We start from the raw sequence: 23839 nt of genomic DNA, 5'->3' as shown, positions 1-23839 counted from the left end.
ATCGGGGCCATGCTAGAAGACGGCCGGGCGCTGGAGATCGTCGGCATCAGCGCGTTCGATGAGCACGTCTACCGATGCGTGCTGGCCTGCCCCGGCATCACCGTGCAGGAGCTCGTCATGAGGAGCGGCGAGAGCGCGGGGCGCATCCAGTCGTCGCTGAGCAGGCTCCGCGCCAGGGGCCTGATCAGCCGCCTCTGGGGGCGCTCGCCCCGCTGGACGGCGACGAACCCGGGCACCGCGATCCGCTCACTGGTCCGCGGCATGCAGAGCGAGCTGGACCGGCTCACCGACACGGCCGACGAACTGGAGGTGGCCTTCCGCAACGTCGGCGCGGACCCCGAGGGGAGCGGGCAGTTCGAGGTCCTGGCCGGGCCCGAGGAGCAGGCCCGCTGGTACGTCCGGCTGCAGCAGGAGGCCAAGGAGGAGGTGCTGACCTTCGACCGGCCCCCGTACGTGCTGGACTACCACAACCCGCTGCAGACCGACCTGCTCCGCAGCGGCGTGCGCTACCGCACCATCTACGTGCCGGAGGCGTTCGACCACACCGGGGCGCTCGATGAGGTGGGCAGCCTGATCAGGGCGGGCGAGGAGGCGCGGATCCTGCCCTCGCTGCCGTTCAAGATGGCGCTCGTCGACCGGCGGCGGGCGGTCATGCCGCTGCACATGGACCCGCCGCTGACACGCGGCGTGCTGATCAGGGGGTCCACCATGGTCGTGGCGCTGGTGGAGCTGTTCGAGCGCCTGTGGCGAGAGGCCCTGCCGGTGCGCCCCGAGCTCTGGTCGCACGACAGCTCGCCGGAGCCCGCCCAGGAGGAGGAACCGGCGACGGACCTCGGCCTCGACGACCGCAGGCTGCTGGCGTTGCTGGCGGCCGGGCTCAAGGACGACGCCATCGCCCGCCAGCTCGGCACCAGCCCGCGCAGCCTCCGCCGCCGCCTGCGCCACCTCCTCGACGAGCTCAACGCCGAGACCCGCTTCCAGGCCGGCGCCCAGGCCAGCCGCCGGGGCCTGGTCTGACCGCCCCCGTGCTCAGGGGCGCAGCGCCGAGTACAGCTCCATGGTGCGGTGGGCGATGCGTTCCCAGGAGAAGTGCTCGACGGCCCTGACGCGGCCCGCCTTCCCCATCGCGGCGGCCCGGCCCGGGTCCGCCAGCAGGGTGTTGACGCGTTCGGCCAGGTCCGCGGCGAAGCGGTCAGGGTCGTGCGGCGTGCCGTCGGCGCCCTGCTCGATCGGCACGAGCAGGCCCGTCTCGCCGTCGGCCACCACCTCGGGGATGCCGCCGGTGGCGGTCGCGACCACGGCCGTCTCGCAGGCCATGGCCTCCAGGTTCACGATCCCCATCGGCTCGTAGACCGACGGGCACACGAACACGGTCGCGTGCGTCAGCAGCTGGATCACCTCGGGCTTGGGCAACATCTCCTGGATCCAGACGACGCCGTCGCGGTCGAGGTCGCGGACCAGCTGCGTCACCTCGGCCGCGATCTCCGTCGTGTCGGGCGCGCCGGCACACAACACGAGCTGGGCGTCGGGGTCGAAGGAGCGTGCCGCGTGCAGGAGGTGGATCAGGCCCTTCTGGCGGGTGATGCGGCCCACGAAGACGACGTAGGGCCGGCTCAGGTCCACGCCGTGCTTCCGCAGGACGTCCAGGCCTGGGTCGGGGACGTATTCGGCGGTGTCGATGCCGTTGTGGATGACGCTGACCTTGTCCGGCGAGATCTCCGGGTAGGCGGCCAGGACGTCGCGGCGCATGCCCTCCGAGACCGCGATCACCGCGTCCGCGGCGGCCAGGGCCGTGCGCTCGGCCCACGACGAGATCGTGTAGCCGCCGCCGAGCTGCTCGGCCTTCCACGGCCGCAGCGGCTCCAGGCTGTGCGTGGTGACCACGTGCGGGATGCCGTGCAACAGCTTCGCGACATGCCCGGCGAAGTTGGCGTACCAGGTGTGGGAGTGGACGACGTCGGCTCCCTGGCAGGCGGCGGCCATCTCCAGGTCGACGCCGAGCACCTGCAGGGCCGCGTTGGCGTCCTGCAGCCCGCCCGGCACCCGGTAGGCGGCGACGCCGGGCTCGTCGCGGTCGGCGCCGAAGCAGCGCACCCGCACGTCGGCCAGCCGCCTCAGCTCTCTGGCCAGGTATTCCATGTGCACGCCGGCGCCGCCGTACACCTCCGGCGGGTACTCCCGGCTGAGCAGATCAACACGCATGAGACGACCTTACGGTCAACCTGAGCATAGGGAACACAATCGACGAGCCCAAGGTCGGTAACCCCGGCTCGGGCCATTGAACGGCAAATCAGGACACGAAGGAACTTCTCCGTGCCGGGATTCGTCGATAGATCGGCCATTTGAGGGTAGCGTCTCGGGCATGAGGTCCCGGAGGGTGCTTGCGGTTGTGCTGGCAGGTGGAGAGGGTAAGAGGCTCATGCCGCTCACGGCGGATCGGGCGAAACCGGCGGTGCCGTTCGGGGGGATATATCGGCTCATAGATTTCGTGTTGTCGAACCTGGCGAACGGCGGGTTCCTGAAGATCGTCGTCCTGACCCAGTACAAGAACCACAGCCTGGACCGGCACGTCTCGCGGACGTGGCGGCTGTCGGCGATGCTGGGCAACTACGTGACGCCCGTGCCGGCGCAGCAGCGGCTCGGGCCGCGGTGGTTCTCCGGGTCCGCGGACGCGCTCTTCCAGAATCTCAACCTGATCTACGACGAGATGCCCGAGCACGTGATCGTGTTCGGGGCCGACCACATCTACCGCATGGATCCGCGGCAGATGGTCGAGCAGCACGAGGACTCCGGCGCCGACGTGACGGTGGCCGCGATCAGGCAGCCGCTGTCGCTGGCCGACCAGTTCGGCGTGATCGAGACCGACCCCCAGGGGCGCAGGATCGTCGCCTTCAGGGAGAAGCCCAAGGACGCGGTGGGGCTGGCGGACTCCCCCGACGAGGTGTTCGCCTCGATGGGCAACTACGTGTTCAAGACGCAGTCGATGATCGACGCGCTGCGGGAGGACGCGCTCGACCCGACCAGCAAGCACGACCTGGGTGGAAACATCATCCCGATGCTGGTCAAGTCGGGCGGCGCCGACGTCTACGACTTCGCCAACAACGTCGTGCCGGGGTCGAGCGAGCGCGATCGGGGCTACTGGCGTGACGTGGGGACGCTGGACGCCTACTACGAGGCCCACATGGATCTCATCTCGGCGCACCCGGTGTTCAACCTGTACAACGACAAGTGGCCGATCTTCACCGGGCACGACCCGCTGCCGCCCGCCAAGTTCGTGCACAACGACGGCGACCGCGTGGGACGGGCGATCGACTCGCTGGTGTCGCCCGGCGTGATCGTCTCCGGCGGCACGGCAATCCGGTCCGTCCTGTCCCCCAAGGTGGTGCTGCACTCGCACGCGCGGGTGGAGGACTCGGTGCTGATGGAGAACGTCAAGGTCGGGCGGGGCGCGATCGTGCGCAAGGCGATCATCGACAAGAACGTGGTGATCCCGGACGGGGCGCGGATCGGATTCGACCTTGAATACGATCGCACCCGGTTCGCCCTGACCCGGGGCGGGGTCGTGGTCATCGGCAAGAACGAGATCGTCGACCGGTAGGCGGCGCGCAGCGGGCAGGCGCGAGACAGGGAGCCGTGGTGCTGCCTGGGCCACTAGTAGCCCAGGCTGTAACCTGCGGGATCGCCCGTGTTGCTGCCATTGTCGGTGCTGACGTCGTCGTAGCCACTCGTCGAGTCGTCGCTGTACTGCTCCTCGCAGGAGATGACCTCGTGCTGGGCGGCGTAAACGCCCGAGCCGCCGCTGCCGAGGGTGTGAACCTGACCGCCGATGGTGAGTTCACACTCGGCCGGGCGGGCGCCGGCCGGGCTCGCCATGGCGACGACCGCGGTGGCGGCAAGGGCGCCACCGGCAGCTATGAGGTTGACTTTCATGATCTCTCCCCGCGGTCGCTTATGGCAACACATCATCACTCTAAGTAGTCATTCCCGGGACATGCGGTAACGCCACGCGCAGATCGTTGCGTCGCGTTGCGGAGGCTGTTGCGCAAGATCACGAGATAGGGGCGGTTTCAAGGCTGGCCGTCAGGACGCGTGGTTCGTCCATCGCCGATTGGGTCTTGATGCGGCCGTCGTTCGGGATCACGCTGAACGACAGGAGGCAGTGATGTCGCACCCACTCGGAGTCAGCCGCCCGGATCTCGAAGTCACCGACCTGCCCACGCCTGAGGAGGTCTTCAAGGTCTCCAAGATCGGCACCAAGGAGCTCTTCAAATACGCCGTCGGCCCCAGCCTGATCGCACTCGGCATCTCGATCGGAAGCGGCGAGTGGCTGCTGGGCCCGCTGAGCGTCGGCCAATACGGATTCGTCGGCGTCGGCTGGGTCATCCTGGTCTCGGCGCTGCTGCAGACCTTCTACAACGTCGAGTGCTCCCGGTATGTCCTCGCCACGGGCGAGACCCCGGTGGTCGGCTGGGGGCGTGTGCCGCCGGGCTGGCCGCTCTGGGTGCCGCTCTCGGTCTTCATCGTGATCTTCGCGTTCATCGCGGGCGGCTGGGCCGCGTCGGCGGGGCAGGGCGTGTACGCACTGGTCCACGGCGTGCCCCCGGCGGCCGGGGACGCGGAGCCACGCTGGTGGGCCATCGGCCTGCTGGTGCTGGTGTTCCTCATCACCGCCGCCGCGCGCCGCATCAGCCGCGCGCTGGAGCTGGCGAACTGGGTGCTGGTCGGGACGATCCTGATCGCCCTGCTGGCCGTGGACCTGCTCGTGGTGCCGTTCAGCCAGTGGTGGGAGGGCATCCGCGGCTTCATCACCCCCGCCGCGCCGCCCGCCGGGATCACCGCGACCCAGCTCGGCGCCCTGGCCGGCTTCACGGCGCTGGCGTCAGGACTCAACTGGTACGTCATGGGTCACTACCGTGACAAGGGCTACGGCATGGGCCACCGCGTCGGCTACATCTCGGGCCTGCGCGGCGAGCGGCGGCCGATCCTGGCCAGCGGCGTCACCTTCCCCGACGACGAGCGCAACCGGGGCCTGTGGCGCCGGTGGTATCGGCTGCTCATGGTGGACATGTGGGGCGTGTTCTTCGTCGGCGCGATCCTCGGCATGCTGCTGCCCACGATCCTCATGGCCCAGGCGGTGCAGCTGTCGGGCGAGCGGCCCACGCGCGCCAACGTCCCGACGTTCGTGGCCAGCGCGCTGGGCGGCGAGTACGGGCGCACGGTGTTCTACATCGCGCTGGTGGTAGGCGTGCTGATCCTGTTCTCCACGCAGCTCGGCATCTTCGAGGCGATGGTGCGGGTGACGACGGACGCCGCCAACGCCACCAGCCCCCGCCTGCGCCGGCTGATCGAGGGCGACCCGCGCCGGTTCTACTACCCGTTCATGCTCCTGCTGCTGGTGATCATCTCGATCATCATCTTCCAGTCGCTGCCGGTGGGGCTGGTGGAGTGGTCGGCCAACATGTCCAACCTGGGCGCGCTGTTCTATCCGTTCCTGCTGATGTATCTCAACAGCAAGCTCCCGCGCCCGGCGCGCCCGCGGCCGTGGCATTACATCATCCTCGTCCTGAACTTCCTGTTCTTCGGCTTCTTCTTCGTCAACTTCATCGCCGACTTCGTGGGGGACCCGCTGGTGACCTTCTGAGCTCAGCTGATCAGGAAGACGTCGCCGTTGCCCAGTGCGGCGCCCCCGGACGGGGCGCCGCACGTCAGGCCGGAGATCGCCACCTGGCCGGCGGCGGTCGTGGTGGCGTACAGGTTCGGCTCGGCGAAGGGGTCGACGGCGTCGTCCCTGGCGGTGCCGAGCTGGGCGGCGGCACGTTGCGTGCCCCGGCCGTCCAGGCGTGCGGTCAGCACGTCGGCGCCGCCTGCCGGCACCCCGATCCGGCCGCGGGTGTAGCCCACGACCTCCACCTCGCCACCCGGCAGCGCCGCCACGGCGGCGCCCTCGTCGGCGGCCGGGGTGGCGAGCGTGTGCTCCCAGCGGCGGCGGCCCTGCCCTGTGTGGGCCACCGTGTACGCGTCGCCGCCCGACGCGCCCGTGGCGACGGCGAGACCCTCCGTGGTGACGGTCACCGCATTCAGCCGGTCGTCGCCGGAACCGCCTGCCGTCGTGGCCCACGCCCTGCTGCCGTCGGCGGCGGCGAAGGCGGCGAGCCAGCCGTCGAGGCCGCCGAGCGCGGTGGTGCCGGGCGGGGCCGCGGTGGCGCTGCCGGTGACGTAGAGCGTCGTGGCGTCCGCGGCGACACCGTACGCCTTGTCCTCGCCCGTGCCACCGTACTGCCTGAGCCACGACAGCTCGCCGGCCGGGGTGATCCTGGCGACGATGGCGTCCTTGTCGCCGTTGTTCGGCCCGTCCAGGGAGCCCTTGGTATAGCCCGCCACGTACGCGCCGCCGTCGGGCGCGGCGGCGAGCCCGTAGAGGCGGTCGGCGGCGTCCGGCGCGCCGAACTGGGTGATCCACCGGACCGTGCCGTCGGGGCCGAGCCTGGCCACGAACGCGTCGTCGGCCGCGTTGCCCGGGTGCCGGCCGTCGAGGTCGCCCTTCGTGTACCCGGCCGTGAGCACGCCGCCGTCGGGCAGCGGCGCGACGCCGTACAGGCGCTCGTCCGCCGGGGTTCCGAACTGCCTGGTCCAGCCGCCGATCCGGGACACCACGGCGTCGAGCCGGCCTGAGGGAGACTGGCCCGCCGCGTACCCGATGGTCAGGGCCCCGTCCGGGTGGGCCGCGACGCCGCCCGCCCAGTCGGTGGCGGCCGTGCCGTGCAGCGGGGCGGGCAGGCCGGTCGGGGGCGTGACGCTCAGCCCGGGGCCGAGCTCGGCCATGGCCTGCTCGAAGGCCGGCGTCCAGACCGACCAGTCGTGGCCCCCGTCCATGACGCGCAGCTGCGCGGACAGGGCGGGTGAGCGCCTGGCCGCGTTATAGAGGGCGGCGGACTCGAAGTCCAGGTCGTGGCGGGCGTCGGCGGGATCGGGGTTGGCGTACTCGTCGTCGCCGACGGCCACGAACAGCCGCACCGGCAGATCGGGGTCCAGATCGGGCAGCGACGCCGGATAGGTGAGCTCGCGGTAGACCTCGTCGGAGAACTTCTCCTCCCCTCGGCCGAAGGCGCCGTAGTCGCGGGTGGAGGAGTCGGACGGCGGCAGCGGCGTGTAGACGGCCGGACTGAGCACGGCGGCGGCGCTGAACACGTCCTGGTGGGCGAGCGCGAACCGCAGCGCGCCCGCGCCGCCCATCGAGTAGCCGCCGACCAGGCGGGCCTCCCGGATCGGTGCCGTGCGGTACGTGGCGTCCACGTGGGCCACCAGGTCGCGGGTGAGGGCCGTCTCCACCGGACGTCCCGGCAGGTCGGCGCCGGTGTAGCGGGAGTCGACGTACCAGTTGCCGCGCTCGCTCCACGGCGCGTCCGGCATGACGGCGATGACCGGCGGGATGCGTTTGGTGCGAATCATGTCGTCGAGAACGCTCTTGACGCGGGTCCACGCCTGCATGGTGTCGCCGCGGCCGTGGAGCAGGTAGAGGACCGGGTGGCGGGCGGCGCCGCGGTCGTAGCCGTACGGGAGGTAGGCGGTGTAAGCGATGCGCTCCCCGTCCAGCGCGGGGGACGGCGCGGAGCCGGTGATGAGCGTGCCGGGCGCGCGGGTGTCCGTCTCGCCGGGGACGGCGAGGAGGGAGAGCGCGGCGAGTGCGGCCAGTGTGGCGGCGCCGAGCCGGCGAGGTAAGAGCATCGACCGCTCCTGTAAACGTTTACGGAAGGCACCTTGTGGTGTTTCGGCAGAGTTTCCAGGGAGGGGTGTTGCGATGTCAACCAAGGCGGCTCGATAGGTTGGAGCGTCATGTGTGTGCACATCGACGCCGTAGCCACAGTCCGGCGGCCGGCCGACGGCGGGGGCTGCGGACCCGGCGACGGGCACAGCGACCGGGGCGGCGCCGGGCGCGGCGACCGGGGCGAGTGCAGCGACCAGGGCGGCGGGGGCGGCGGCGGCGGCGGGGGCGGCGATGTCTGAGGGGGGCGGTCGCGGGAGGCGGGTGACCGCCGTGTTGCTGGCTCATGCCGCCGCCACGCAGGTCATCACGTTCGTGCTGCGTCCCACCATGTCGTACCGGGCGATCGAGCTCGACGTCCCCGCGGCGCTGCTCGGCCTGCTGGGCGCGAGCTTCGCGATCGCACCGCTGCTGCTGGCGCTGCCTGCCGGGCACGCCGCCGACCGGTACGGCGAGCGGCGCCTGGCCGTGACCGGTGCGATCCTGCTCACCGCCGCCAGCGTCGCGTTCCTGACGATCGGGCACACCGTCCCGGGGCTGCTCACGGCCGGAGTGCTGCTGGGCACCGGGCATCTGGGCTGCGTGATCGCCCAGCAGGCGCTCGTGGCCAACACCACCCGGCGCGGCGGCCACGACACCGCCTTCGGCCACTACACGTTCGCCGCCTCGCTGGGCCAGGCCGCCGGCCCGGTGCTGATCGCGGCGTTCGGCGGGGAGCGGGCGATCCCGGACACCGATCGCATCTTCGCCTGGTCGTGCGGTCTGGCCGTGCTGCTCGTCGTGCTGTCGGCGCTGCTGACCCGCAGCCCGCACCCGGCCGACGGTGAACGAGAGGCGGCGGGCAGCGTGCGCTCCCTGCTGCGCCTGCCCGGCCTGCCGCACGCCCTGGTGACGAGCTGCGTGGTCATCGCCGCGCTCGACATCACGCTGGTCTACCTGCCCGCGTTCGGCACCGAGCGGGGCCTCACCTCGGGCACGATCGGGCTGCTGCTGACCATCCGCGGCGTGGCGTCGATGGCCTCTCGCTTCTTCCTGGGCCGCTTGTCGCGGGCCGTCGGCCGGCGGCGGCTGCTGGTGACGAGCACGGTGGCGGCGGCCGCCGCAATGCTGGTCACGCCCGTGCCCATGCCGCTGTGGGCGCTGGCCTTCGTGCTGCTGATCCTCGGGTTCGGGCTCGGGGTGGGGCAGCCGCTGACCATGTCATGGCTGGCCGAGTCCGCGCCTGCGGGGCTGCGCGGGCGGGCGATGTCGCTGCGCCTGGTCGGGAATCGTACCGGGCAGCTGATCCTGCCCGGCCTGGCCGGGCTGGTGGCGGCCGGCATGGGCGCCGCCGGAGTGCTCCTGGTCACCGCGTTGGGGCTCGGCTGGGCCGGCGTGGCGGCCAGGCGGCTGCCCGTCGATCCGTGACCCGCGTGCCGCCGGCTCCTTACGCCCTCAGAACGGTGACCTGTCGTCCCGCCGGGGTGCGGTCCTGATCGAACCGGACGCGCTCCTCCATCGGAGCCGCCTCCGGACGGCGATCGAAGATCACCAGGTAGCCGGTCTCGAGATCCAGCCGGTCCAGATAGCGGTCGAGCTGCGCGAGCCCCTCTTCCGCTGGATCCCGTTGACCAGGCCGCCACACCTTGAGCTCCATGGCCTCCCGCTAGTCGGCTCTGGGGACGGACGACTACGTCCAATGGGAACGCGTGCTGCCCATCCGGCCCGACGGCTCCACCGGCTACGTCTAGGTCACCACTCGAGCCGTGGTTCAGCGGCTCAGACGGGCGGCCTCGGGGAGGGCGCCGTTCCAGGCGGGGCCGTGGACGTACGCCAGGTCGACCTCCATGCGGGCGGCCGCGTCCTGGAGCGCGGGCAGGACGTCGCGCACCAGGTCATCGGGGGTGGCGCGGCTGGCGTGCGTGGCGACGTTCACGGCCGCGACCACCCGCCCGGCGCGGTCCCTAATGGGGACCGCCAGTGAGCGCACGCCCTCCTCCAGCTCCTGATCGACCAGGGCGTACCCGTCGGCGGCGGCCTGGCGGACGGCGGCCTTCAGCTCGGCTGTGGTGGTGATGGTGTGGCGTGACAGGGGCTTGGGGGTGATGGCGTCCAGCCGCTCCTCGGGCAGGGAGGCCAGGAGGACCCGCCCCATCGAGGTCGCGTACGCGGGGAAACGGGTGCCGACGGTGATGTCGACGCTCATGATGCGCTGGGTCGGCACGCGGGCCAGATAGACGATGTCGTCGCCGGAGAGCACGGCGACCGAGGCGGACTCGTGGACGCGGGCGACCAGGTCGGCCAGGTGCGGCTGCACGACGGCGCGGAAGGCGCGGCCGGACAGGTGGGCGTAGCCGAGCTCCAGGACCTTGGGCAGCAGGACGAAGCGGGAGCCGTCGGCGGCCACGTAGCCGAGCCGTTCCAGCGTCTGGATGGCGCGGCGCACGGTCGCCCGCGGCTGCCCGGTGACCCTGGCCGCGTCGGCCAGGGTCGAGCCGCCCGGCGCCGTGCCGAGCGCGACCAGCATGGCCAGGCCGCGGGCCAGCGACTGCAGGTAGCCGGCGCCCAGTTCCTTCTTGGCGGCCCGGGAGGTGTCCTCGGCGGCGATCCCCCTGCGAGGCTCAGTGGCCGGCCGGGCCAGTCTCGCCTCCATCTCCGCGACCGTCTTGAGCAGCCGGGGCAGGGCGTGCTCGCGCAGCCCGGCGACGGTGTGCCTGCTGGTGTGGCTGACCACGCTGACCGCGCACACCGGCGTGCCGTCCGGATCCCGTACGGGCACCGCGACGGCCACCAGGCCCGGCTCGACGAGCTGGTCGTCCTCGGCCCACGACGCCGCCGGGTCGAGCAGCGCGAGCCCGGCCGCGCACCGGCCGGCGGGCAGCAGGTCCCCCACCCGGAAGGCCACGGACATGGTGCGCCGCCGGGTGAACTGGCCGATGAAGCGCACGTGCTCCGGCCCGGGGGCGCCGTCCTTCACGGCCAGCGACACCGACTCGTCGAGGTCCTCGGCCAGCCGCTCGGCCAGCGGGGACAGCACGTCACGCAGGCCGCCGCAGGCGAGGTAGGCCTCCCCCAGCTCCATCAGGCGCGGCGTCAGGTGCACCTCGCGCCCTTCCAGCCGGAGGTAGCCGAGATGGGCGAACGTGGCCAGCACGCGGTCCACCGTGGACCTGGCCAGGCCGGTCGCGCGGACCAGGTCGGTGGGCCCCAGGCGGCGGCGCGGGTCGCCGGCCAGCACGCGCAGCACGGCCAGGCCGCGGTCCAGGGTTCCCGCCGGTTCCATCGCCCACCTCCTCGAGATCCTTTGACAGGAGCGCCTCTCATTACAGATACTCGACCACACAATAGTGGACAAAAGTTCACTATGCGAACACTCCCGGTGAATGGAGCGTCGTGCGGAGAGACAAAGTGGTCGCGACCGCCGAGGAGGCGCTGGCCGGCGTGCGTGACGGCGCGTCGTTCGCGGTCGGCGGCTTCGGGCTGAGCGGCATCCCCAACGTGCTGATCCAGGCCCTCTACAACACCGGAGTGACCGGCATCGGCGTGGTGTCGAACAACTGCGGCGTCGACGGCGGCGGCCTCGGCGTGCTGCTGGCGGCCGGACGCATCGCCCGGGTGACGGCGTCGTACATCGGCGAGAACAAGGAGTTCGCCCGGCAGTACCTCGGGGGTGAGCTGGAGGTGGAGCTGACCCCGCAGGGCAGCCTGGCCGAGCGGCTGCGCGCGGGCGGCAGCGGCATCCCCGCCTTCTACACCCCGGCCGGGGTCGGCACGCCGGTGGCCGACGGCGGCCTGCCGCTGCGCCACAACCCGGACGGCTCGATCGCGGTCGCCTCGCCGCCCAAGGAGGTGCGGGAGTTCGACGGCCGCCCGTACGTGCTGGAGTACGGCATCACGACGGACTTCGCGCTGGTCCGGGCGGCGAAGGGCGACCGGCACGGCAACCTGGTCTTCAGCAAGGCCGCGAGGAACTTCAACCCGCTCGCCGCCATGGCGGGGCGGATCACGATCGCCGAGGTCGAGGAGCTGACCGAGCTGGACCCTGACGAGGTGCACCTGCCGGGCGTCTTCGTCCAGCGGGTGCTCCCGCTCACCCCCGAGCAGGCCGCCGACAAGGGCATCGAGCGGCGCACAATTTCCGCATCTTCGACACGAGGGACGCTGCGCTCATGAGCTGGACGCGTGACGAGATGGTGGCCCGCGCCGCGGCCGAGCTGCGCGACGGCGACTACGTCAACCTGGGCATCGGCCTGCCCACCCGCATCCCGTCCTTCCTGCCGGCCGACGTGGACGTGATCCTGCACTCGGAGAACGGCATCCTCGGCGTCGGCCCCTACCCGGCCGAGGACGAGGTCGACCCCGACCTGATCAACGCGGGCAAGGAGACGGTGACCGTGCGGGACGGGGCGGCGTTCTTCGACTCGTCGCTGTCGTTCGGCATGATCCGCGGCGGGCACATCGACGTGGCGGTGCTGGGGGCGATGCAGGTCTCGGCCGGCGGCGACCTGGCCAACTGGGTGGTTCCCGGGAAGCTGGTCAAGGGTATGGGCGGGGCGATGGACCTGGTCCACGGCGCGCGCAAGGTCATCGTGATCATGGACCACACCGCCAAGGACGGCTCACCGAAGATCGTCAAGGAGTGCTCGCTGCCGCTCACCGGCAAGGCGTGCGTCCACCGGATCATCAGCGACCTCGGCGTGCTCGACGTCACGCCTGACGGGTTGCGGCTGGTGGAATGCGCACCGGGAGTGAGCGTGGAAGAGCTGCGGGACCGTACGGAAGCCGAGGTGCTGGCATGAACACCGTTTACATCGTGGACGCCGTCCGCACGCCCTTCGGACGGCACGGCGGGGCGCTGGCCGGCATCCGCCCCGACGACCTGGCCGCGCACGTGGTCGCGGCGATCGCCGAGCGCAACGACGTGGCGGCCCCCGACGAGGTGATCTTCGGCAACGCCAACGGCGCGGGCGAGGAGAACCGCAACGTCGCCCGCATGGCCGCACTGCTGGCGGGCCTGCCGGTGACCACCCCCGGCGCGACCGTGAACCGCCTGTGCGGGTCCGGCATGGAGGCCGTGATCCAGGCGTACCGGATGATCGCGCTCGGCGACGCGTCCACGGTGATCGCCGGCGGTGTGGAGTCCATGACCCGCGCCCCTTGGGTGCTGCCCAAGCCGGACCGGGCCTTCCCGGCGGGCGGGCAGGAGCTGGTGTCCACCACGCTCGGCTGGCGGCTGGTCAACCCGAAGATGCCGGCCGAGCACACCGTGCCACTCGGCGAGGGCGCCGAGCTGATCGCCGACAAGCACGGCATCTCACGGGCGGAGCAGGACGCGTACGCGCTGGCCAGCCACCAGAAGGCGGCCAAGTCGTCCTTCGAGCGCGAGATCGTCCCGATCGGCGACGTGACCAGGGACGAGGGCATTCGGGAGGACACCTCGCTGGACAAGCTCGCCCGGCTCAAGCCGGTCTTCCGCAAGGACGGCACGGTCACCGCGGGCAATTCCTCCCCGCTCAACGACGGCGCGGCGGCGTTGCTGCTTACCGACGAGGCCGGGCTGCGCGGCCGCGAGCCCCTGGCGCGGATCACCGCGGGCGCGGCCAGCGCGCTCGAGCCCCGCTACTTCGGGCTCGGGCCGGTCGAAGCCGCGCAGAAGGCCCTGGCCAAGGCGGGCAAGACCTTCGGCGACCTGGACACGGTCGAGCTGAACGAGGCCTTCGCCGCCCAGGTGCTCGGCTGCCTGGCCGAGCTGCCCGATCTCGACCCCGCCCTCGTCAACCCGAACGGCGGCGCGATCGCGCTCGGCCACCCCCTCGGCGCCTCCGGCGCCCGCGTCACCGGCACCGTGGCGCACCGCCTGGCGGCGGCCGGCTCCGGCACCGGCCTGGCTACTCTCTGCATCGGCGTCGGCCAGGGCCTGGCCGTCGTGCTCGAAAGGTAGGCGCAATGACTCCACCCCTCACCCAGGCGGACATCGATCAGGAGATCGCCGAGCTGCACAAGGCCGCCGACGGCCAGGAGGCGAACCATCCGCCGCGGGACTTCGCCCCCTACCGCAGCAGCGTGCTGCGCCATCCCAAGCAGCCGCTGATCGCGGTGCAGGACCCGGAGGCGGCCGAGCTGAGCGGTCCCGTCTTCGGCGTCACCGACGTCACCGCGCTCGACGCGGACCTGACCAAGCAGCACCTCGGCGAGCCGCTCGGCGAGCGGATCACCGTGCAGGGGCGGGTGCTCGACCGCTCGGGACGGCCGGTACGCGGCCAGCTGGTGGAGGTCTGGCAGGCCAACGCCTCCGGCCGGTACCTGCACCAGCGCGACGACCACCCCGCGCCGCTGGACCCCAACTTCACCGGGGTGGGCCGGTGCCTGACCGACGACGAGGGCCGCTACGCGTTCACGACGATCAAGCCGGGCGCGTACCCGTGGCGTAACCACGTCAACGCCTGGCGTCCCGCGCACATCCATTTCTCGGTGTTCGGCGCGGCCTTCACGCAGCGGCTGGTCACGCAGATGTACTTCCCGAACGATCCGCTGTTCGCCTACGACCCGGTGCTGCAGTCGGTGACGGACGAGCGGGCCAGGCAGCGGCTCGTCGCCGCCTACGAGCATGACTTGTCCGTGCCCGAGTGGTCCCTGGGCTACCGGTGGGACATCGTGCTGGACGGCCCGGCGGCGACCTGGATGGAGGAGGGCCGATGAACCCCACGCCTTCGCAGACCGTGGGCCCGTTCTACGGCTACGCGCTGCCGTTCCCCGGCGGCGGCGACGTGGCCGCCGGGGGGATCACCGTCCAGGGGTACGTGTACGACGGGGCCGGCGAGCCGGTGCCGGACGCGCTGCTGGAGTTCTGGCAGGCCGACCCGTCGGGCGACCTGAGCGGCGCTCCCGGGACGCTGCGGCGCGACCCGGTGACCGGGGCCGTCCTCGGGCGGCACGGGCTGGACTTCACCGGGTTCGGGCGGGTGCCGACCGACGCCGATGGCCGGTACGCGCTGCACACGCTGCCGCCCGGCAACGGCTACATCAGCGTGTGCGTGTTCGCCCGCGGCCTGCTCCACCACCTGTACACGCGCATCTACTTCGGCCAGGACGCCTTCCTCGACGAGCTGCCGCCGCACCGGCGGGAGACGCTGGTCGCGGTGCGGGAGCGCGAGGGCGTCTACCGGTTCGACATCCATTTGCAGGGCGAGAAGGAGACGGTCTTCCTTGACTTCGGGTGACGTGCCCGGCGCGGACCTCGGACTGCTGTCCCCGATGCGGGGCGCGGCCGAGGAGACCGGCGACGTCGCCTTCCTGCAGGCCATGCTGGATGCCGAGGCGGCGCTTGTGCGGGCGCAGGCGGTGCTTGGTCTGGTGCCGCGGGAGGCGGCCGAGGCCGTGGCGGCCTGCGCGCGGGTCACGGCCTTCGATCTGCCGGGGCTGGTCGAACGGGCTCGTTCCGGCGGCAATCCGGTCATTCCCTTGGTGGTGGATCTCCGCGAGGCCGCGGAGCCCTTCGGCGCGTACGTCCATCGCGGCGCGACCAGCCAGGACATCGTCGACACGGCGATCATGCTGGTCGCGTACCGCACGCTGGGCGCGGTCCTGGCGGACCTCGACCGGGTCGTGGCCGCGCTCGGCCGGCTGGCGGCCGGCCACCGCGACACCCTGATGGCAGCGCGGACCCTCACCCAGCAGGCGGTGCCGACGACGTTCGGGCTCAAGGCGGCGGGCTGGCGCCTGCTGGCCGCCGACGCCCGCACCCGCCTGCGTGCCGCCCGGGCCGCGCTCCCGGCCCAACTCGGCGGCGCGGCCGGCACCCTGGCCGCATTCCACCCCACCCGGGGAACGGCCGCGCCTGCCGGCCCGCCGCCGAACAGCGCCACCGACGCGTGGGCAACCGACCGCGGCGTAGCGGGCGGCGGCGCAACCGGCGGCGGCACGGCGGCCGGCGCGGGTGGCAGCGCGACGGGAGGCGGCGGCGCGGCGGCTGGCGATGCCGGGTTGCTGCTCGTGGCTCGGTTTGCGGCGGAGGTCGGGCTGGCCGAGCCGCGGCTGCCGTGGCACGTGTTGCGGACGCCCGTCGCCGACCTGGCCGGCGCACTGGCGTTCACGGCCGGGGCGCTGGGCAAGATGGCGGCCGATGTGCTCGTCCTGTCACGTACCGAGATCGGCGAGGTGTCCGAGGGCGTCGGCGGCGGGTCGTCGTCCATGCCGCACAAGCACAACCCGGTCAGATCCACGATGATCGCCGCCGCCGCCCGCCAGCTGCCCTCGCTCGCCGCCGTCCTGTACGGTTCGCTCGCCGCCGAGGACGAGCGCCCGTCCGGCGCCTGGCACGCGGAATGGCAGCCGCTGCGCGAGGCGCTGCGCCTGGTGGCCGGAGCCGCCCGTGACGCCGCCGAACTGGTCGCGGACCTGCGGGTGCACCCGGACCGCATGCGCGCCAACCTGACCCTGTCCAACGTGCCCGAGTCCGACACCCTGTCCAACGTGCCCGAGTCCGACACCCTGTCCAACGTGCCCGAGTCCGACACCCTGTCCAACGTGCCCGAGTCCGACACCCTGTCCGGCTCGGCAGGCTCCGCACGGGCCCTGGTCGACCGGTCGCTCGAGGAGGAATAACGATGTTGCAGCACCGGCTGGACGGCCCGGAGAACGGCGAGCCGCTGATCCTCGGCCCGTCGGTGGGCACGTCCCTGCGGGTGTGGGAGCCGCAGGTGGACGCGCTCGCGCGGACCTTCCGGGTGCTCAGATTCGACCTGCCCGGCCACGGCGGCTCACCGGCGGCCGCCGTGAGCTCGATCGACGACCTGGCGCGCATGGTGCTGGAGGTGGCCGACGCGCGAGGCTTCGGCGGCTTCCACTATGCGGGCATCTCGATCGGCGGCGCGATCGGCGCCACCCTGGCCCTCGGCCACCCCGGCCGGGTCCGGTCGCTGGCGATGGTCTGCTCCTCCGCCAGGTTCGGCGAGCCGCAGGCGTGGCGGGACCGGGCGGGGCTGGTCCGCGCCGAGGGGACGGGGCCGCTGCTGGAGGCCACGGCCAAGCGCTGGTTCGCCGGCGCCCCCGCCGACCTCCCCGCACCGCTCGCCCAGGCGCTGCTCGGCGACCTGGCCGCCGCCGACCCTGAAGGGTACGCCGCCTGCTGCGACGCCCTGTCGGCCTATGACCTGCGCGACTCGCTGGCCGCGATCAAGGTTCCCACCCTGATCGTGGCCGGTCGGGACGACCCGGCGACGCCGCCCGAGCACGCCAGGCAGCTGGCCGACGGCATCGCCGGCGCCACGCTCGTCGAGCTTGCCGGCGCCGCGCACTTGGCCAACGTCGACCAGCCCGCACGCGTCACGGCCGCGCTCCTCGCCCACCTGCCCGCCGTCCCCGGCATGCGGGTACGCCGGGAGGTGCTCGGTGACGCGCACGTGGACCGGGCGATCGCCCGCACCACCCCGTTCACCAGGGATTTCCAGGACTTCATCACCCGCTACGCCTGGGGCGAGATCTGGACCAGGCCGGGCCTGGACCGCCGTACCCGCAGCTGCGTGACGCTCACCGCGCTCGTCGCCCACGGCCACCTGGAGGAGCTGGCCATGCACGTGCGCGCGGCCCTCCGCAACGGGCTGACCCCGGACGAGATCGGCGAGGTACTCCTGCAGAGCGCCGTCTACTGCGGCGTGCCCGCGGCCAACGCCGCCTTCGCCGTCGCCCAGCGGGTCCTGGACGAGGCCGACGCCGGAGGAGCGTAGCGCGCCCCGCTCCTTAAGGACCGGCGTCCCCGGCGTACGAGACGCAGGCCAGAGCATGAACACAACGTAAGCAATTCGCTCCATTCCTGCGTGTATTCTGCCCGTATGCGGGGTTTGGAGCTGCTTTTCCGTTCACGGTTCGTGAGCGTGAGGAAGGGCTGAGGCGGTGCGGGAGGAGGCCGCCTCGCACTGTGGCTCGTCTCGATTGGACGAGCTGCTGATCAAGGCCGTCGCCGGCACGGGCGCCCACATCGGCGCCGTCTATCTTGTGGCGGAAGACGGCGAGGTGCTGCTGATGGACGCGCAGGTGGGCATGCCCGCGCGGGCCGCCCGCGCGTGGGCCAGGATCAGGAGGAACGACCCCGTGCCGGTCGCGGCGGCGGTGCGCGAGCGGCACATGATCTGGCTGTCCGACCGGGAGCACATGGCCCGCGCGTTCCCCACGGCGGCGCTCGCGCTGCCCTACCACTACGCGGCGGCGATCTCCCCGATCCGCACCGGCGACACCGTCTGGGGCGGGCTCGTGCTGCTGTTGCCTTCCGGGCCCGCGACCATGCTCAGCCGGCGCCTGCGTACCATCATGGACGCGACCTGCACCCGCATCGGGGAGGTGCTCCGGGAGGCGGCCGACGAAGGTCATCCGATCACCCCCGGGCCCAGGCCCCGGGTCCTGGATCCCCGTCTCGTGCACACGGCCGAGCCGAACGGGCAACTGGTGGCCATGGAGTGCCTCAATCGGCTCCCCGAGGGATATTGCTCGCTGGACGTGGAGGGCCGCGTGACCTTCCTCACCACGTCGGCCTCGGACCTGCTCGGAATCTGCTCGTCGGAGCTGCTCGGTGAGCGCCTGTGGAAGGCGCTGCCATGGAATCCGGTCTTCGAGGACCGCCACCGTGCCGCGGTCTTCAGCCGGCAGGTCACCTCGTTCACCGGCCGCAACAAGGACGGGCGGCTGCTGTTCTTCCGGCTGTTCCCCGGCCTAACGGGCATCACGGTGCGCATCACGCCCGACGAGACGGACCACGACCTCGCCCGCCACGTGCCGGAGACCGGCACGGACCGCCCCACCCGGGTGATCGCGCTGCACGAGATGCTGCACCTCGCGACCACGCTCGCCCGGGCGGTGACCGCCCAGGAGGTGGTCGACCTCGTCGCCGATCATGTCATGCCCGTCTACAACGTGCAGGCCCTGGCCATCCTCACCTCAGGGGCCGGCAGGATGCGCGTGGCCGCCTCCCGGGGATACAGCAGGGAGGCCGTCGAGGAGTTCGACGGGCGTCCCGTGGTCCCGCCGGCTTCGGAGCGGCATCCGTACGACATCGGCAAGCCGGCCTTCTTCTCCTCCTGGGACGAGCTCCGTGCGGCCTACCCGGACGCCCTCCGCTCCGACGACATGTCCGCCTGGGCGTTCCTGCCGCTGATCACGTCCGGGCGGCCCATCGGCACCTGCGTTCTGGCCTATGACCGCCCGCACCACTTCAGCACCGACGAGCGCGCCACGCTGACCGCGCTCGCCGGGCTGATCGCGCAGGCGTTCGAGCGGGCCCGGCTCTACGACGTCAAGCATCAGCTCGCCCAGTGCCTGCAGTCGAGCCTGCTGCCGCGTACGCTGCCCGAGGTGCCCGGCCTGGAGCTGGCCGCCCGCTACGTGCCCGCCAATCCCGGCATGGACATCGGCGGTGACTTCTACGACCTGATCCGGCTGAGCGACACCATGGTGGCCGCGGTCATCGGTGACGTCCAGGGGCACGACGTCACCGCCGCGGCGCTCATGGGGCAGGTGCGCACCGCCATCCGCGCCCATGCCACGGGCGGCGCCACCCCCGGCGAGGTGCTCGCGCGCACCAACCGGCTGCTCATCGAGCTGGCCCCGGACCGGTTCACCAGCTGCCTGTACGTCAGCCTCGACCTCGAGCGGCACATCGCCTGCCTGGCCAGCGCGGGACACTTGCCGCCGCTGCTCGGCCGGCCGGGCAAGCCCGCCCAGGTCATCGACACGTCACCGGGACTGCTGCTCGGCATCGACCCGGAGGCCGAGTACGCCACCACGGAGCTGGACCTGCCGCCCGGCTCCGTGCTGACCCTCTACACCGACGGCCTCATCGAGGAGCCGGGCCTCGACCTGGGCGAATCGATAGCGGACCTGGCCGAGCGCTTCACCCCGATCCCCGGCGTGCCCCTGCACGACCTGGCGGAGTCCCTCATCGAGGAGGCCTCCGTGGACCAGCGTGCGGACGACATCGCGGTGTTGCTCCTGCGTGACGCGACGCGCGGGTCAGCGTACGGGAACGAGGTTGAGCACCGCCTTGCGCGACGACAGCGACACGATGCTGAACTTGATGCCGCTGACGGTCGCGGACCCGCCCTTGCTGAATGACGCTCCCGCGCCGATGCCCGGCCCGGTGCCCTTCACGGTCACACCTTTCCCGGTGAAGCCGACGGACAACCTGGTGATGCCGAAGCGGGAGCTGACCCGGAACGTCACACGCTTGGTGAGGGTCAGCTTGCACCTGCCGTCGTAGCAGGCACGCAGGTTCGGCTTGGCACCGACGGCGGACACGGCGGCGGTCGCGGACGCTTGGCCGGCCGGGGCGAGGCTGATGATGGATGCGGCGACGACCAGGGCGGTGATGATCCTCGGGGGCATGATCCTCCTCATGCGTAACGACGCGGTCACCCGGTGAGTCTGCCAGGATTCGCCCGGGATCGCCCCGATTCGCAGATCTTTCCCCGATTGAGCCTCACCCGCGGGCGCGGAGGGCGCCGGCGAGCAGGGCGACCGGGGCGATGACCAGCAGGAGGGCGAGCGCGGCGTAGCCGTGGGCGAGGGTGGCGGCCGTGGCGACGGCGGCGACCAGGAGCGGGCCGCCCGCGTCGCCCAGTTCGCGGCCGAGTTCGGCGGTCCCCATGGTCTGGCCGAGCCGCTCCTGCGGGGTGGAGGCGGCCAGGGCGGCGAAGCCCAGCGGGGTGATCAGTCCTGTGCCCGCCCCGATGAGCACGGCCGACGCCAGCACTCCCGCCAGGCCCGGCACCACCGCCAGGGCCAGGCCGGCGGCGGTGATCGCGAGACCGGCGGCGAGGCCCGCACGGGTGGTGATCCGGCCGGCGTCCAGGGCCCGTCCGGCGGCCGGTTGCACGACGGCGGCGCAGGCGGCCAGCACGGACACCGCAGCCCCGGTGGCGACGGGGCCCAGGCCCGCGGCCGCCCCGGAGACCGGCAGGAAGCCGACGCCGACCGACAGCGCGGCGGTGGCGGCGGCCAGCGCGGCCGTGGGCTGCCAGAACGTCCGCTCGGCCAGGCGGCGCGCGAGGTCCAGCACGGTCTGGCGGGTCCTGGGCAGCGGCGGCACGCGGGGCACGGTCAGCGCCGCCCACACCGCGACGGCCGCCGCGAGCACCGCCATCACCGCGAACAGCAGCCGGAGCCCGCCCGCCCACACCAGCACGCCGCCGAGCAGCGGCCCCAGCGTGTAGCCGAGGCTCTTGTAGAAGCCGTAGCCGCCGAACGCGCGGCCGTGCGTGCCGGCCGGGTTGAGCCTGGCGACCAGGGCGGAGGCCGACGGGGAGAACGCGGAGGCGGCGGCGCCCTGGCCGAGGCGGGCGGCCCACAGCGCGCCGGGGTTGTCGGCGAGCGCGTACACGGCCGAGGCGCAGGCGAAGGCGACCAGTCCGCCCAGCAGCACCGGGCGGGCGCCGATCCGGTCGGCCAGGGTGCCGAAGACCGGCTTGAGCAGCACCTCGGCGCCGTCGTACAGCGCCAGCAGGCCGCCCAGGACCAGCAGCGACGTCACCGCGTCCGGGGACTGGCCGCCGAGGCTGGCCGCGACGCCGTGCGCGCCGAACGCGGTGGTGAACCCGGCCGCGTACAGCGGCCACATCCGCCCGCGCGGCGTGGGCGGCGCCTGCGCGCCGGACGCCGTCATGCGCGCCCGCCCGGCGTCTGGTGGAGGGCGGCGAAGACACGTTCGGCGTAGTCCTCGCAGGCCGCGGTGCACGCCGCCAGCCGCTGGGCGGCCTGCTCGGCCTCCGGGGTGCCGAACACGTCGCGTGCGGTCAGGGCGCGGTGCCAGCGCCGCAGCCGCTCCAGCGACTGCTCCTCCTCTTCCAGCTCGGCCAGCGTGAACTTGGCCTGCCGGATCTCCTTGGCCAGCTCCTCCTCGAATTTTCCGCAGTCGGCGAGGAACTCGGCCCAGTCCTCACGGCGGGCGGCCGTGAACATGGCCTGCAGGCGCTCGGAGTCGGCCGGCGTGCGACCGGCCGCCTCCAGCACGACCGCCTCTCCCCCGGCCGTGCCGGCGAGCTCGACGGCCCGGGCCAGACCGTCGGCGAAGACCGGCACGTCGGGCACCGTCCAGGTGCCCTGCCCCAAGGACACGGCCCCGAGCCGGCGCAGCTCCCGCCACACCGCGACCCGGTGCCGCGACGGACCGGCGGGCAGCCGGACGAGGAGCACCACCCACTGCTTTGTCACACGCCCGAATGTAGCAGTTGTTACATCGAGTCGGCGATGTGGTTGGCGGCGACGTAGCCGAAGGTCATGGCGGGACCGAGGGTCGAGCCCGAGCCGGCGTAACTGTGGCCCATGACGGCGGCGCTGGCGTTGCCGGCGGCGTACAGGCCGGGAATGACCGAGCCGTCCGCCCGCAGCACGCGTGCCCGCGCGTCCGTGACCATCCCGCCCTTCGTCCCGAGATCCCCCGGTACGATCTTGAACGCGTAGAACGGCGGCAGCCACAAGGGCGCCAGGCAGGGGTTCGGCTTGACGGATGGGTCGGTGTAGTAACGGTCATAGGCGCTGTCGCCGCGGTGGAAGTCGAGGTCCTTCCCGGTCGCGGCGAACTCGTTGAAGCGCGTGACCGTGCCGCGCAGCGCCGCCGCGGGCACGCCGATCCGCTGGGCCAGCTGCTCGATGGTCCACGCCTTGTGCACGGCGCCGCTGTCGTACCAGGAGGCGGGCAGCGGCAGGAGCGGGGCGACGTCCTTGAACAGGTAGCGGTTGCGATATTGCTGGTCGACGATCAGCCAGGACGGGATGTGCTGGTCGGCGGGGGTGTTGCGGTCGTACATGACGTGCACGACGTCGCTGTAGGGCGCGCCCTCGTTCACGAAGCGCACGCCGTCGCCGTTGACGATGATGCAGCCGGGCAGCGTGCGCTCGGCCAGGCAGAAGTACGGCTGATCGGGCAGCGGGATGGCGGGCCCCCACCAGGCGTCGTCCATCAGCCCCAGCGCCGCCCCGGCGCGCTCGCCGGCCTCGATGCCGGCTCCGGTGTTCTCCTTCGCGCCGACGGTCCAGCTCGTCCCGATGGGCTGGCGCTGGAACTCGGCCCGCATGGCCGCGCTGTGCTCGAACCCGCCCGAGCCGACGATGACGCCGCGGGCGGCCCTGACCAGGGTCTGGGTGCCGTTCCTCGACACCACCACGCCGCTCGCGCGCCCGCCCTCGAGGTGCAGATCGGTGAGCGGGGTGTTGAGCCACACCGGCACACCGGCCGACAGCAGCCCGGCACGCAGTCCGGCGGCCAGGGCCTGGCCCATGGTCAGCGGCTTCTCGCCGCGCAGCGCGGCCTCGGTGCCCCGCAGCAGGCATTCGGCGGCGACCGCCGCGCCCTTCGCGTTGACGAGGGCGAGCGTCAGCCACTTGTAGTCGGCGCTGAAGACGACCATGCCCGCCGGGCTGGGGATGTACGGGGCGTTCAGCCGGTCCAGCTCGGCGCCCAGGATGCGGCCGTCGAGCTGGGCGGGCTCGATGGAGCGCCCGTTCGGCATGCCGCCGGGGAACTCCGGATAGTAGTCGGAGTAGCCCTCCATGAACCGGAACCGCAGCGGGCTGTTGCGCATCACGAACGAGATCATGGCCGGCCCGGCCGCCAGGAACGCCTGCTGCCGCTCGACCGGCACGTCGCCGCCGACCACCCGGGCGAGGTAGGCGGCGGCCTTGGCGGGGGTGTCCGGCACCCCGGCGGCCAGGATGACCTCGTTGTTCGGGATCCAGATCCCGGCGCCGGAGCGCGCGGCCGACCCGCCGAACGTGGGCGCCTTCTCCACCACGACGGTACGCAGGCCCCGCTTGGCCGCGGCGAGGGCCGCGGTCATACCCGCGGCGCCGGCGCCGACCACGACGACGTCGTACTCGACCTCGGCGCGGGCGGGCGTACCGCCCAGCACCGCGCCCGTCACCAGCGCGCCGCCGGCGACGGCGGCCCCACGCAGCAGCGTGCGCCGGCTGGGGCCCTCGGGGGCGGGGTTTGCGTGCGTCGCTTCGGCCATGGCGGGTCGGTCCCTTCGCTCGTGGGGCGTTCACAGGGCGTACGAAGCGGGCCACGGGGCGTTGGAGCCCCGGCCGTGATCGCCACTCGAAGGATCACACCAC

Annotated in this window: 22 protein-coding genes; 13 read left to right on the top strand and 9 right to left on the bottom strand. The window is 72.5% G+C overall.

Going from position 1 to position 23839, the window contains the following annotated elements:
* The first annotated feature begins 9 nt into the window (after window positions 1-9).
* Window positions 10-1017, top strand: a complete 1008-nt coding sequence (locus OHA25_RS31190) for a TrmB family transcriptional regulator (protein ID WP_327580530.1) — start codon at window positions 10-12, stop codon at window positions 1015-1017.
* Between the two features lie 12 nt (window positions 1018-1029).
* Here OHA25_RS31190 and glgA read toward each other — a convergent pair whose 3' ends face one another.
* Window positions 1030-2202 carry a glycogen synthase gene (gene glgA, locus OHA25_RS31185; protein ID WP_327580529.1) on the bottom strand — a complete coding sequence of 391 codons (1173 nt, stop codon included), beginning with the start codon at window positions 2200-2202 and terminating at the stop codon, window positions 1030-1032.
* A gap of 160 nt (window positions 2203-2362) precedes the next feature.
* Here glgA and glgC point away from each other — a divergent pair, with 160 nt between their 5' ends.
* The gene (gene glgC / locus OHA25_RS31180; protein ID WP_327580528.1) at window positions 2363-3598 is read left to right on the top strand and encodes a glucose-1-phosphate adenylyltransferase; all 1236 of its coding nucleotides are present in this window, start codon (window positions 2363-2365) and stop codon (window positions 3596-3598) included.
* A gap of 53 nt (window positions 3599-3651) precedes the next feature.
* Here the strand turns inward: glgC and OHA25_RS31175 are convergent, their stop codons facing one another.
* Window positions 3652-3930: a hypothetical protein gene (locus tag OHA25_RS31175; protein WP_327580527.1), complete on the bottom strand. Its 279-nt coding sequence runs from the start codon at window positions 3928-3930 to the stop codon at window positions 3652-3654.
* Between the two features lie 232 nt (window positions 3931-4162).
* On the opposite strand from OHA25_RS31175, the gene OHA25_RS31170 reads away from it, so the two are divergent.
* Window positions 4163-5641: an Nramp family divalent metal transporter gene (locus OHA25_RS31170; protein ID WP_327580526.1), complete on the top strand. Its 1479-nt coding sequence runs from the start codon at window positions 4163-4165 to the stop codon at window positions 5639-5641.
* Window positions 5642-5643: 2 nt separating this feature from the next.
* Here OHA25_RS31170 and OHA25_RS31165 read toward each other — a convergent pair whose 3' ends face one another.
* A complete protein-coding gene (locus OHA25_RS31165) occupies window positions 5644-7725 on the bottom strand; it encodes an alpha/beta hydrolase-fold protein (protein ID WP_327580525.1) in 2082 nt (693 codons plus the stop codon).
* Window positions 7726-7839: 114 nt separating this feature from the next.
* On the opposite strand from OHA25_RS31165, the gene OHA25_RS31160 reads away from it, so the two are divergent.
* Both OHA25_RS31160 and OHA25_RS31155 read left to right on the top strand, forming a co-directional pair.
* Complete coding sequence (locus tag OHA25_RS31160) at window positions 7840-8004, top strand: hypothetical protein (protein ID WP_327580524.1); 165 nt, start codon at window positions 7840-7842, stop codon at window positions 8002-8004.
* Between the two features lie 22 nt (window positions 8005-8026).
* Window positions 8027-9169: an MFS transporter gene (locus OHA25_RS31155; RefSeq protein WP_327580523.1), complete on the top strand. Its 1143-nt coding sequence runs from the start codon at window positions 8027-8029 to the stop codon at window positions 9167-9169.
* A 19-nt stretch (window positions 9170-9188) separates the two neighbouring features.
* Here OHA25_RS31155 and OHA25_RS31150 read toward each other — a convergent pair whose 3' ends face one another.
* Window positions 9189-9398, bottom strand: coding sequence for a hypothetical protein (locus tag OHA25_RS31150; protein ID WP_327580522.1), 210 nt, complete (start codon window positions 9396-9398; stop codon window positions 9189-9191).
* A gap of 114 nt (window positions 9399-9512) precedes the next feature.
* Window positions 9513-11024, bottom strand: a complete 1512-nt coding sequence (locus tag OHA25_RS31145; protein ID WP_327580521.1) for an IclR family transcriptional regulator domain-containing protein — start codon at window positions 11022-11024, stop codon at window positions 9513-9515.
* Between the two features lie 110 nt (window positions 11025-11134).
* Here OHA25_RS31145 and OHA25_RS31140 point away from each other — a divergent pair, with 110 nt between their 5' ends.
* From OHA25_RS31140 to OHA25_RS31105, 8 genes are all read left to right on the top strand, one after another.
* Entirely contained in the window at window positions 11135-11914 is a 780-nt protein-coding gene (locus tag OHA25_RS31140) for a CoA transferase subunit A (RefSeq protein ID WP_327580520.1), read from the top strand.
* Complete coding sequence (locus tag OHA25_RS31135) at window positions 11911-12540, top strand: CoA transferase subunit B (RefSeq protein WP_327580519.1); 630 nt, start codon at window positions 11911-11913, stop codon at window positions 12538-12540. The genes OHA25_RS31140 and OHA25_RS31135 overlap by 4 nt, the downstream gene beginning before the upstream one ends.
* Window positions 12537-13682 carry a thiolase family protein gene (locus OHA25_RS31130; protein WP_327580518.1) on the top strand — a complete coding sequence of 382 codons (1146 nt, stop codon included), beginning with the start codon at window positions 12537-12539 and terminating at the stop codon, window positions 13680-13682. The genes OHA25_RS31135 and OHA25_RS31130 overlap by 4 nt, the downstream gene beginning before the upstream one ends.
* Before the next feature lie 5 nt (window positions 13683-13687).
* On the top strand, window positions 13688-14440 hold the full coding sequence (pcaH, locus tag OHA25_RS31125) for a protocatechuate 3,4-dioxygenase subunit beta (RefSeq protein WP_327580517.1): 753 nt from the start codon (window positions 13688-13690) through the stop codon (window positions 14438-14440).
* Window positions 14437-14961, top strand: a complete 525-nt coding sequence (pcaG, locus tag OHA25_RS31120; RefSeq protein WP_327580516.1) for a protocatechuate 3,4-dioxygenase subunit alpha — start codon at window positions 14437-14439, stop codon at window positions 14959-14961. The genes pcaH and pcaG overlap by 4 nt, the downstream gene beginning before the upstream one ends.
* On the top strand, window positions 14948-16345 hold the full coding sequence (locus OHA25_RS31115) for a lyase family protein (RefSeq protein WP_327580515.1): 1398 nt from the start codon (window positions 14948-14950) through the stop codon (window positions 16343-16345). Before pcaG ends, OHA25_RS31115 begins: the two co-directional genes overlap by 14 nt.
* Before the next feature lie 2 nt (window positions 16346-16347).
* On the top strand, window positions 16348-17466 hold the full coding sequence (gene pcaDC, locus OHA25_RS31110; protein WP_327580514.1) for a bifunctional 3-oxoadipate enol-lactonase/4-carboxymuconolactone decarboxylase PcaDC: 1119 nt from the start codon (window positions 16348-16350) through the stop codon (window positions 17464-17466).
* A 205-nt stretch (window positions 17467-17671) separates the two neighbouring features.
* Entirely contained in the window at window positions 17672-19843 is a 2172-nt protein-coding gene (locus OHA25_RS31105; RefSeq protein ID WP_327580513.1) for a SpoIIE family protein phosphatase, read from the top strand.
* On the opposite strand, the gene OHA25_RS31100 is transcribed toward OHA25_RS31105, so the two are convergent.
* The 4 genes from OHA25_RS31100 to kstD all read right to left on the bottom strand — a co-directional run bounded on the left by OHA25_RS31100 (window position 19742) and on the right by kstD (window position 23736).
* The gene (locus OHA25_RS31100; protein ID WP_327580512.1) at window positions 19742-20113 is read right to left on the bottom strand and encodes a hypothetical protein; all 372 of its coding nucleotides are present in this window, start codon (window positions 20111-20113) and stop codon (window positions 19742-19744) included. The genes OHA25_RS31105 and OHA25_RS31100 overlap by 102 nt on opposite strands.
* A 94-nt stretch (window positions 20114-20207) precedes the next feature.
* On the bottom strand, window positions 20208-21389 hold the full coding sequence (locus OHA25_RS31095) for an MFS transporter (protein ID WP_327580511.1): 1182 nt from the start codon (window positions 21387-21389) through the stop codon (window positions 20208-20210).
* Window positions 21386-21937 (bottom strand): Chromate resistance protein ChrB, encoded by a 552-nt coding sequence (locus OHA25_RS31090; protein ID WP_327580510.1) that lies wholly within the window; start codon window positions 21935-21937, stop codon window positions 21386-21388. Before OHA25_RS31090 ends, OHA25_RS31095 begins: the two co-directional genes overlap by 4 nt.
* Window positions 21938-21957: 20 nt before the next feature.
* Entirely contained in the window at window positions 21958-23736 is a 1779-nt protein-coding gene (kstD, locus tag OHA25_RS31085) for a 3-oxosteroid 1-dehydrogenase (protein WP_327580509.1), read from the bottom strand.
* Between the last annotated feature and the right edge of the window lie 103 nt (window positions 23737-23839).

The sequence above is a fragment of the Nonomuraea sp. NBC_00507 genome (assembly GCF_036013525.1).
Lineage (GTDB): Bacteria > Actinomycetota > Actinomycetes > Streptosporangiales > Streptosporangiaceae > Nonomuraea.
This window is presented reverse-complemented; position numbering and strand designations above follow the sequence as displayed.

Coding starts and splice junctions, on each gene's coding strand:
- OHA25_RS31145 (WP_327580521.1), bottom strand. CDS start 11,024: ATGGAACCGGCGGGAACCCTGGACCGCGGCCTGGCCGTGCTGCGCGTG.
- OHA25_RS31175 (WP_327580527.1), bottom strand. CDS start 3,930: ATGAAAGTCAACCTCATAGCTGCCGGTGGCGCCCTTGCCGCCACCGCG.
- OHA25_RS31135 (WP_327580519.1), top strand. CDS start 11,911: ATGAGCTGGACGCGTGACGAGATGGTGGCCCGCGCCGCGGCCGAGCTG.
- glgA (WP_327580529.1), bottom strand. CDS start 2,202: ATGCGTGTTGATCTGCTCAGCCGGGAGTACCCGCCGGAGGTGTACGGC.
- glgC (WP_327580528.1), top strand. CDS start 2,363: ATGAGGTCCCGGAGGGTGCTTGCGGTTGTGCTGGCAGGTGGAGAGGGT.
- pcaG (WP_327580516.1), top strand. CDS start 14,437: ATGAACCCCACGCCTTCGCAGACCGTGGGCCCGTTCTACGGCTACGCG.
- OHA25_RS31150 (WP_327580522.1), bottom strand. CDS start 9,398: ATGGAGCTCAAGGTGTGGCGGCCTGGTCAACGGGATCCAGCGGAAGAG.
- OHA25_RS31190 (WP_327580530.1), top strand. CDS start 10: ATGCTAGAAGACGGCCGGGCGCTGGAGATCGTCGGCATCAGCGCGTTC.
- OHA25_RS31130 (WP_327580518.1), top strand. CDS start 12,537: ATGAACACCGTTTACATCGTGGACGCCGTCCGCACGCCCTTCGGACGG.
- OHA25_RS31170 (WP_327580526.1), top strand. CDS start 4,163: ATGTCGCACCCACTCGGAGTCAGCCGCCCGGATCTCGAAGTCACCGAC.
- OHA25_RS31165 (WP_327580525.1), bottom strand. CDS start 7,725: ATGCTCTTACCTCGCCGGCTCGGCGCCGCCACACTGGCCGCACTCGCC.
- OHA25_RS31095 (WP_327580511.1), bottom strand. CDS start 21,389: ATGACGGCGTCCGGCGCGCAGGCGCCGCCCACGCCGCGCGGGCGGATG.
- OHA25_RS31100 (WP_327580512.1), bottom strand. CDS start 20,113: ATGCCCCCGAGGATCATCACCGCCCTGGTCGTCGCCGCATCCATCATC.
- kstD (WP_327580509.1), bottom strand. CDS start 23,736: ATGGCCGAAGCGACGCACGCAAACCCCGCCCCCGAGGGCCCCAGCCGG.
- pcaDC (WP_327580514.1), top strand. CDS start 16,348: ATGTTGCAGCACCGGCTGGACGGCCCGGAGAACGGCGAGCCGCTGATC.
- pcaH (WP_327580517.1), top strand. CDS start 13,688: ATGACTCCACCCCTCACCCAGGCGGACATCGATCAGGAGATCGCCGAG.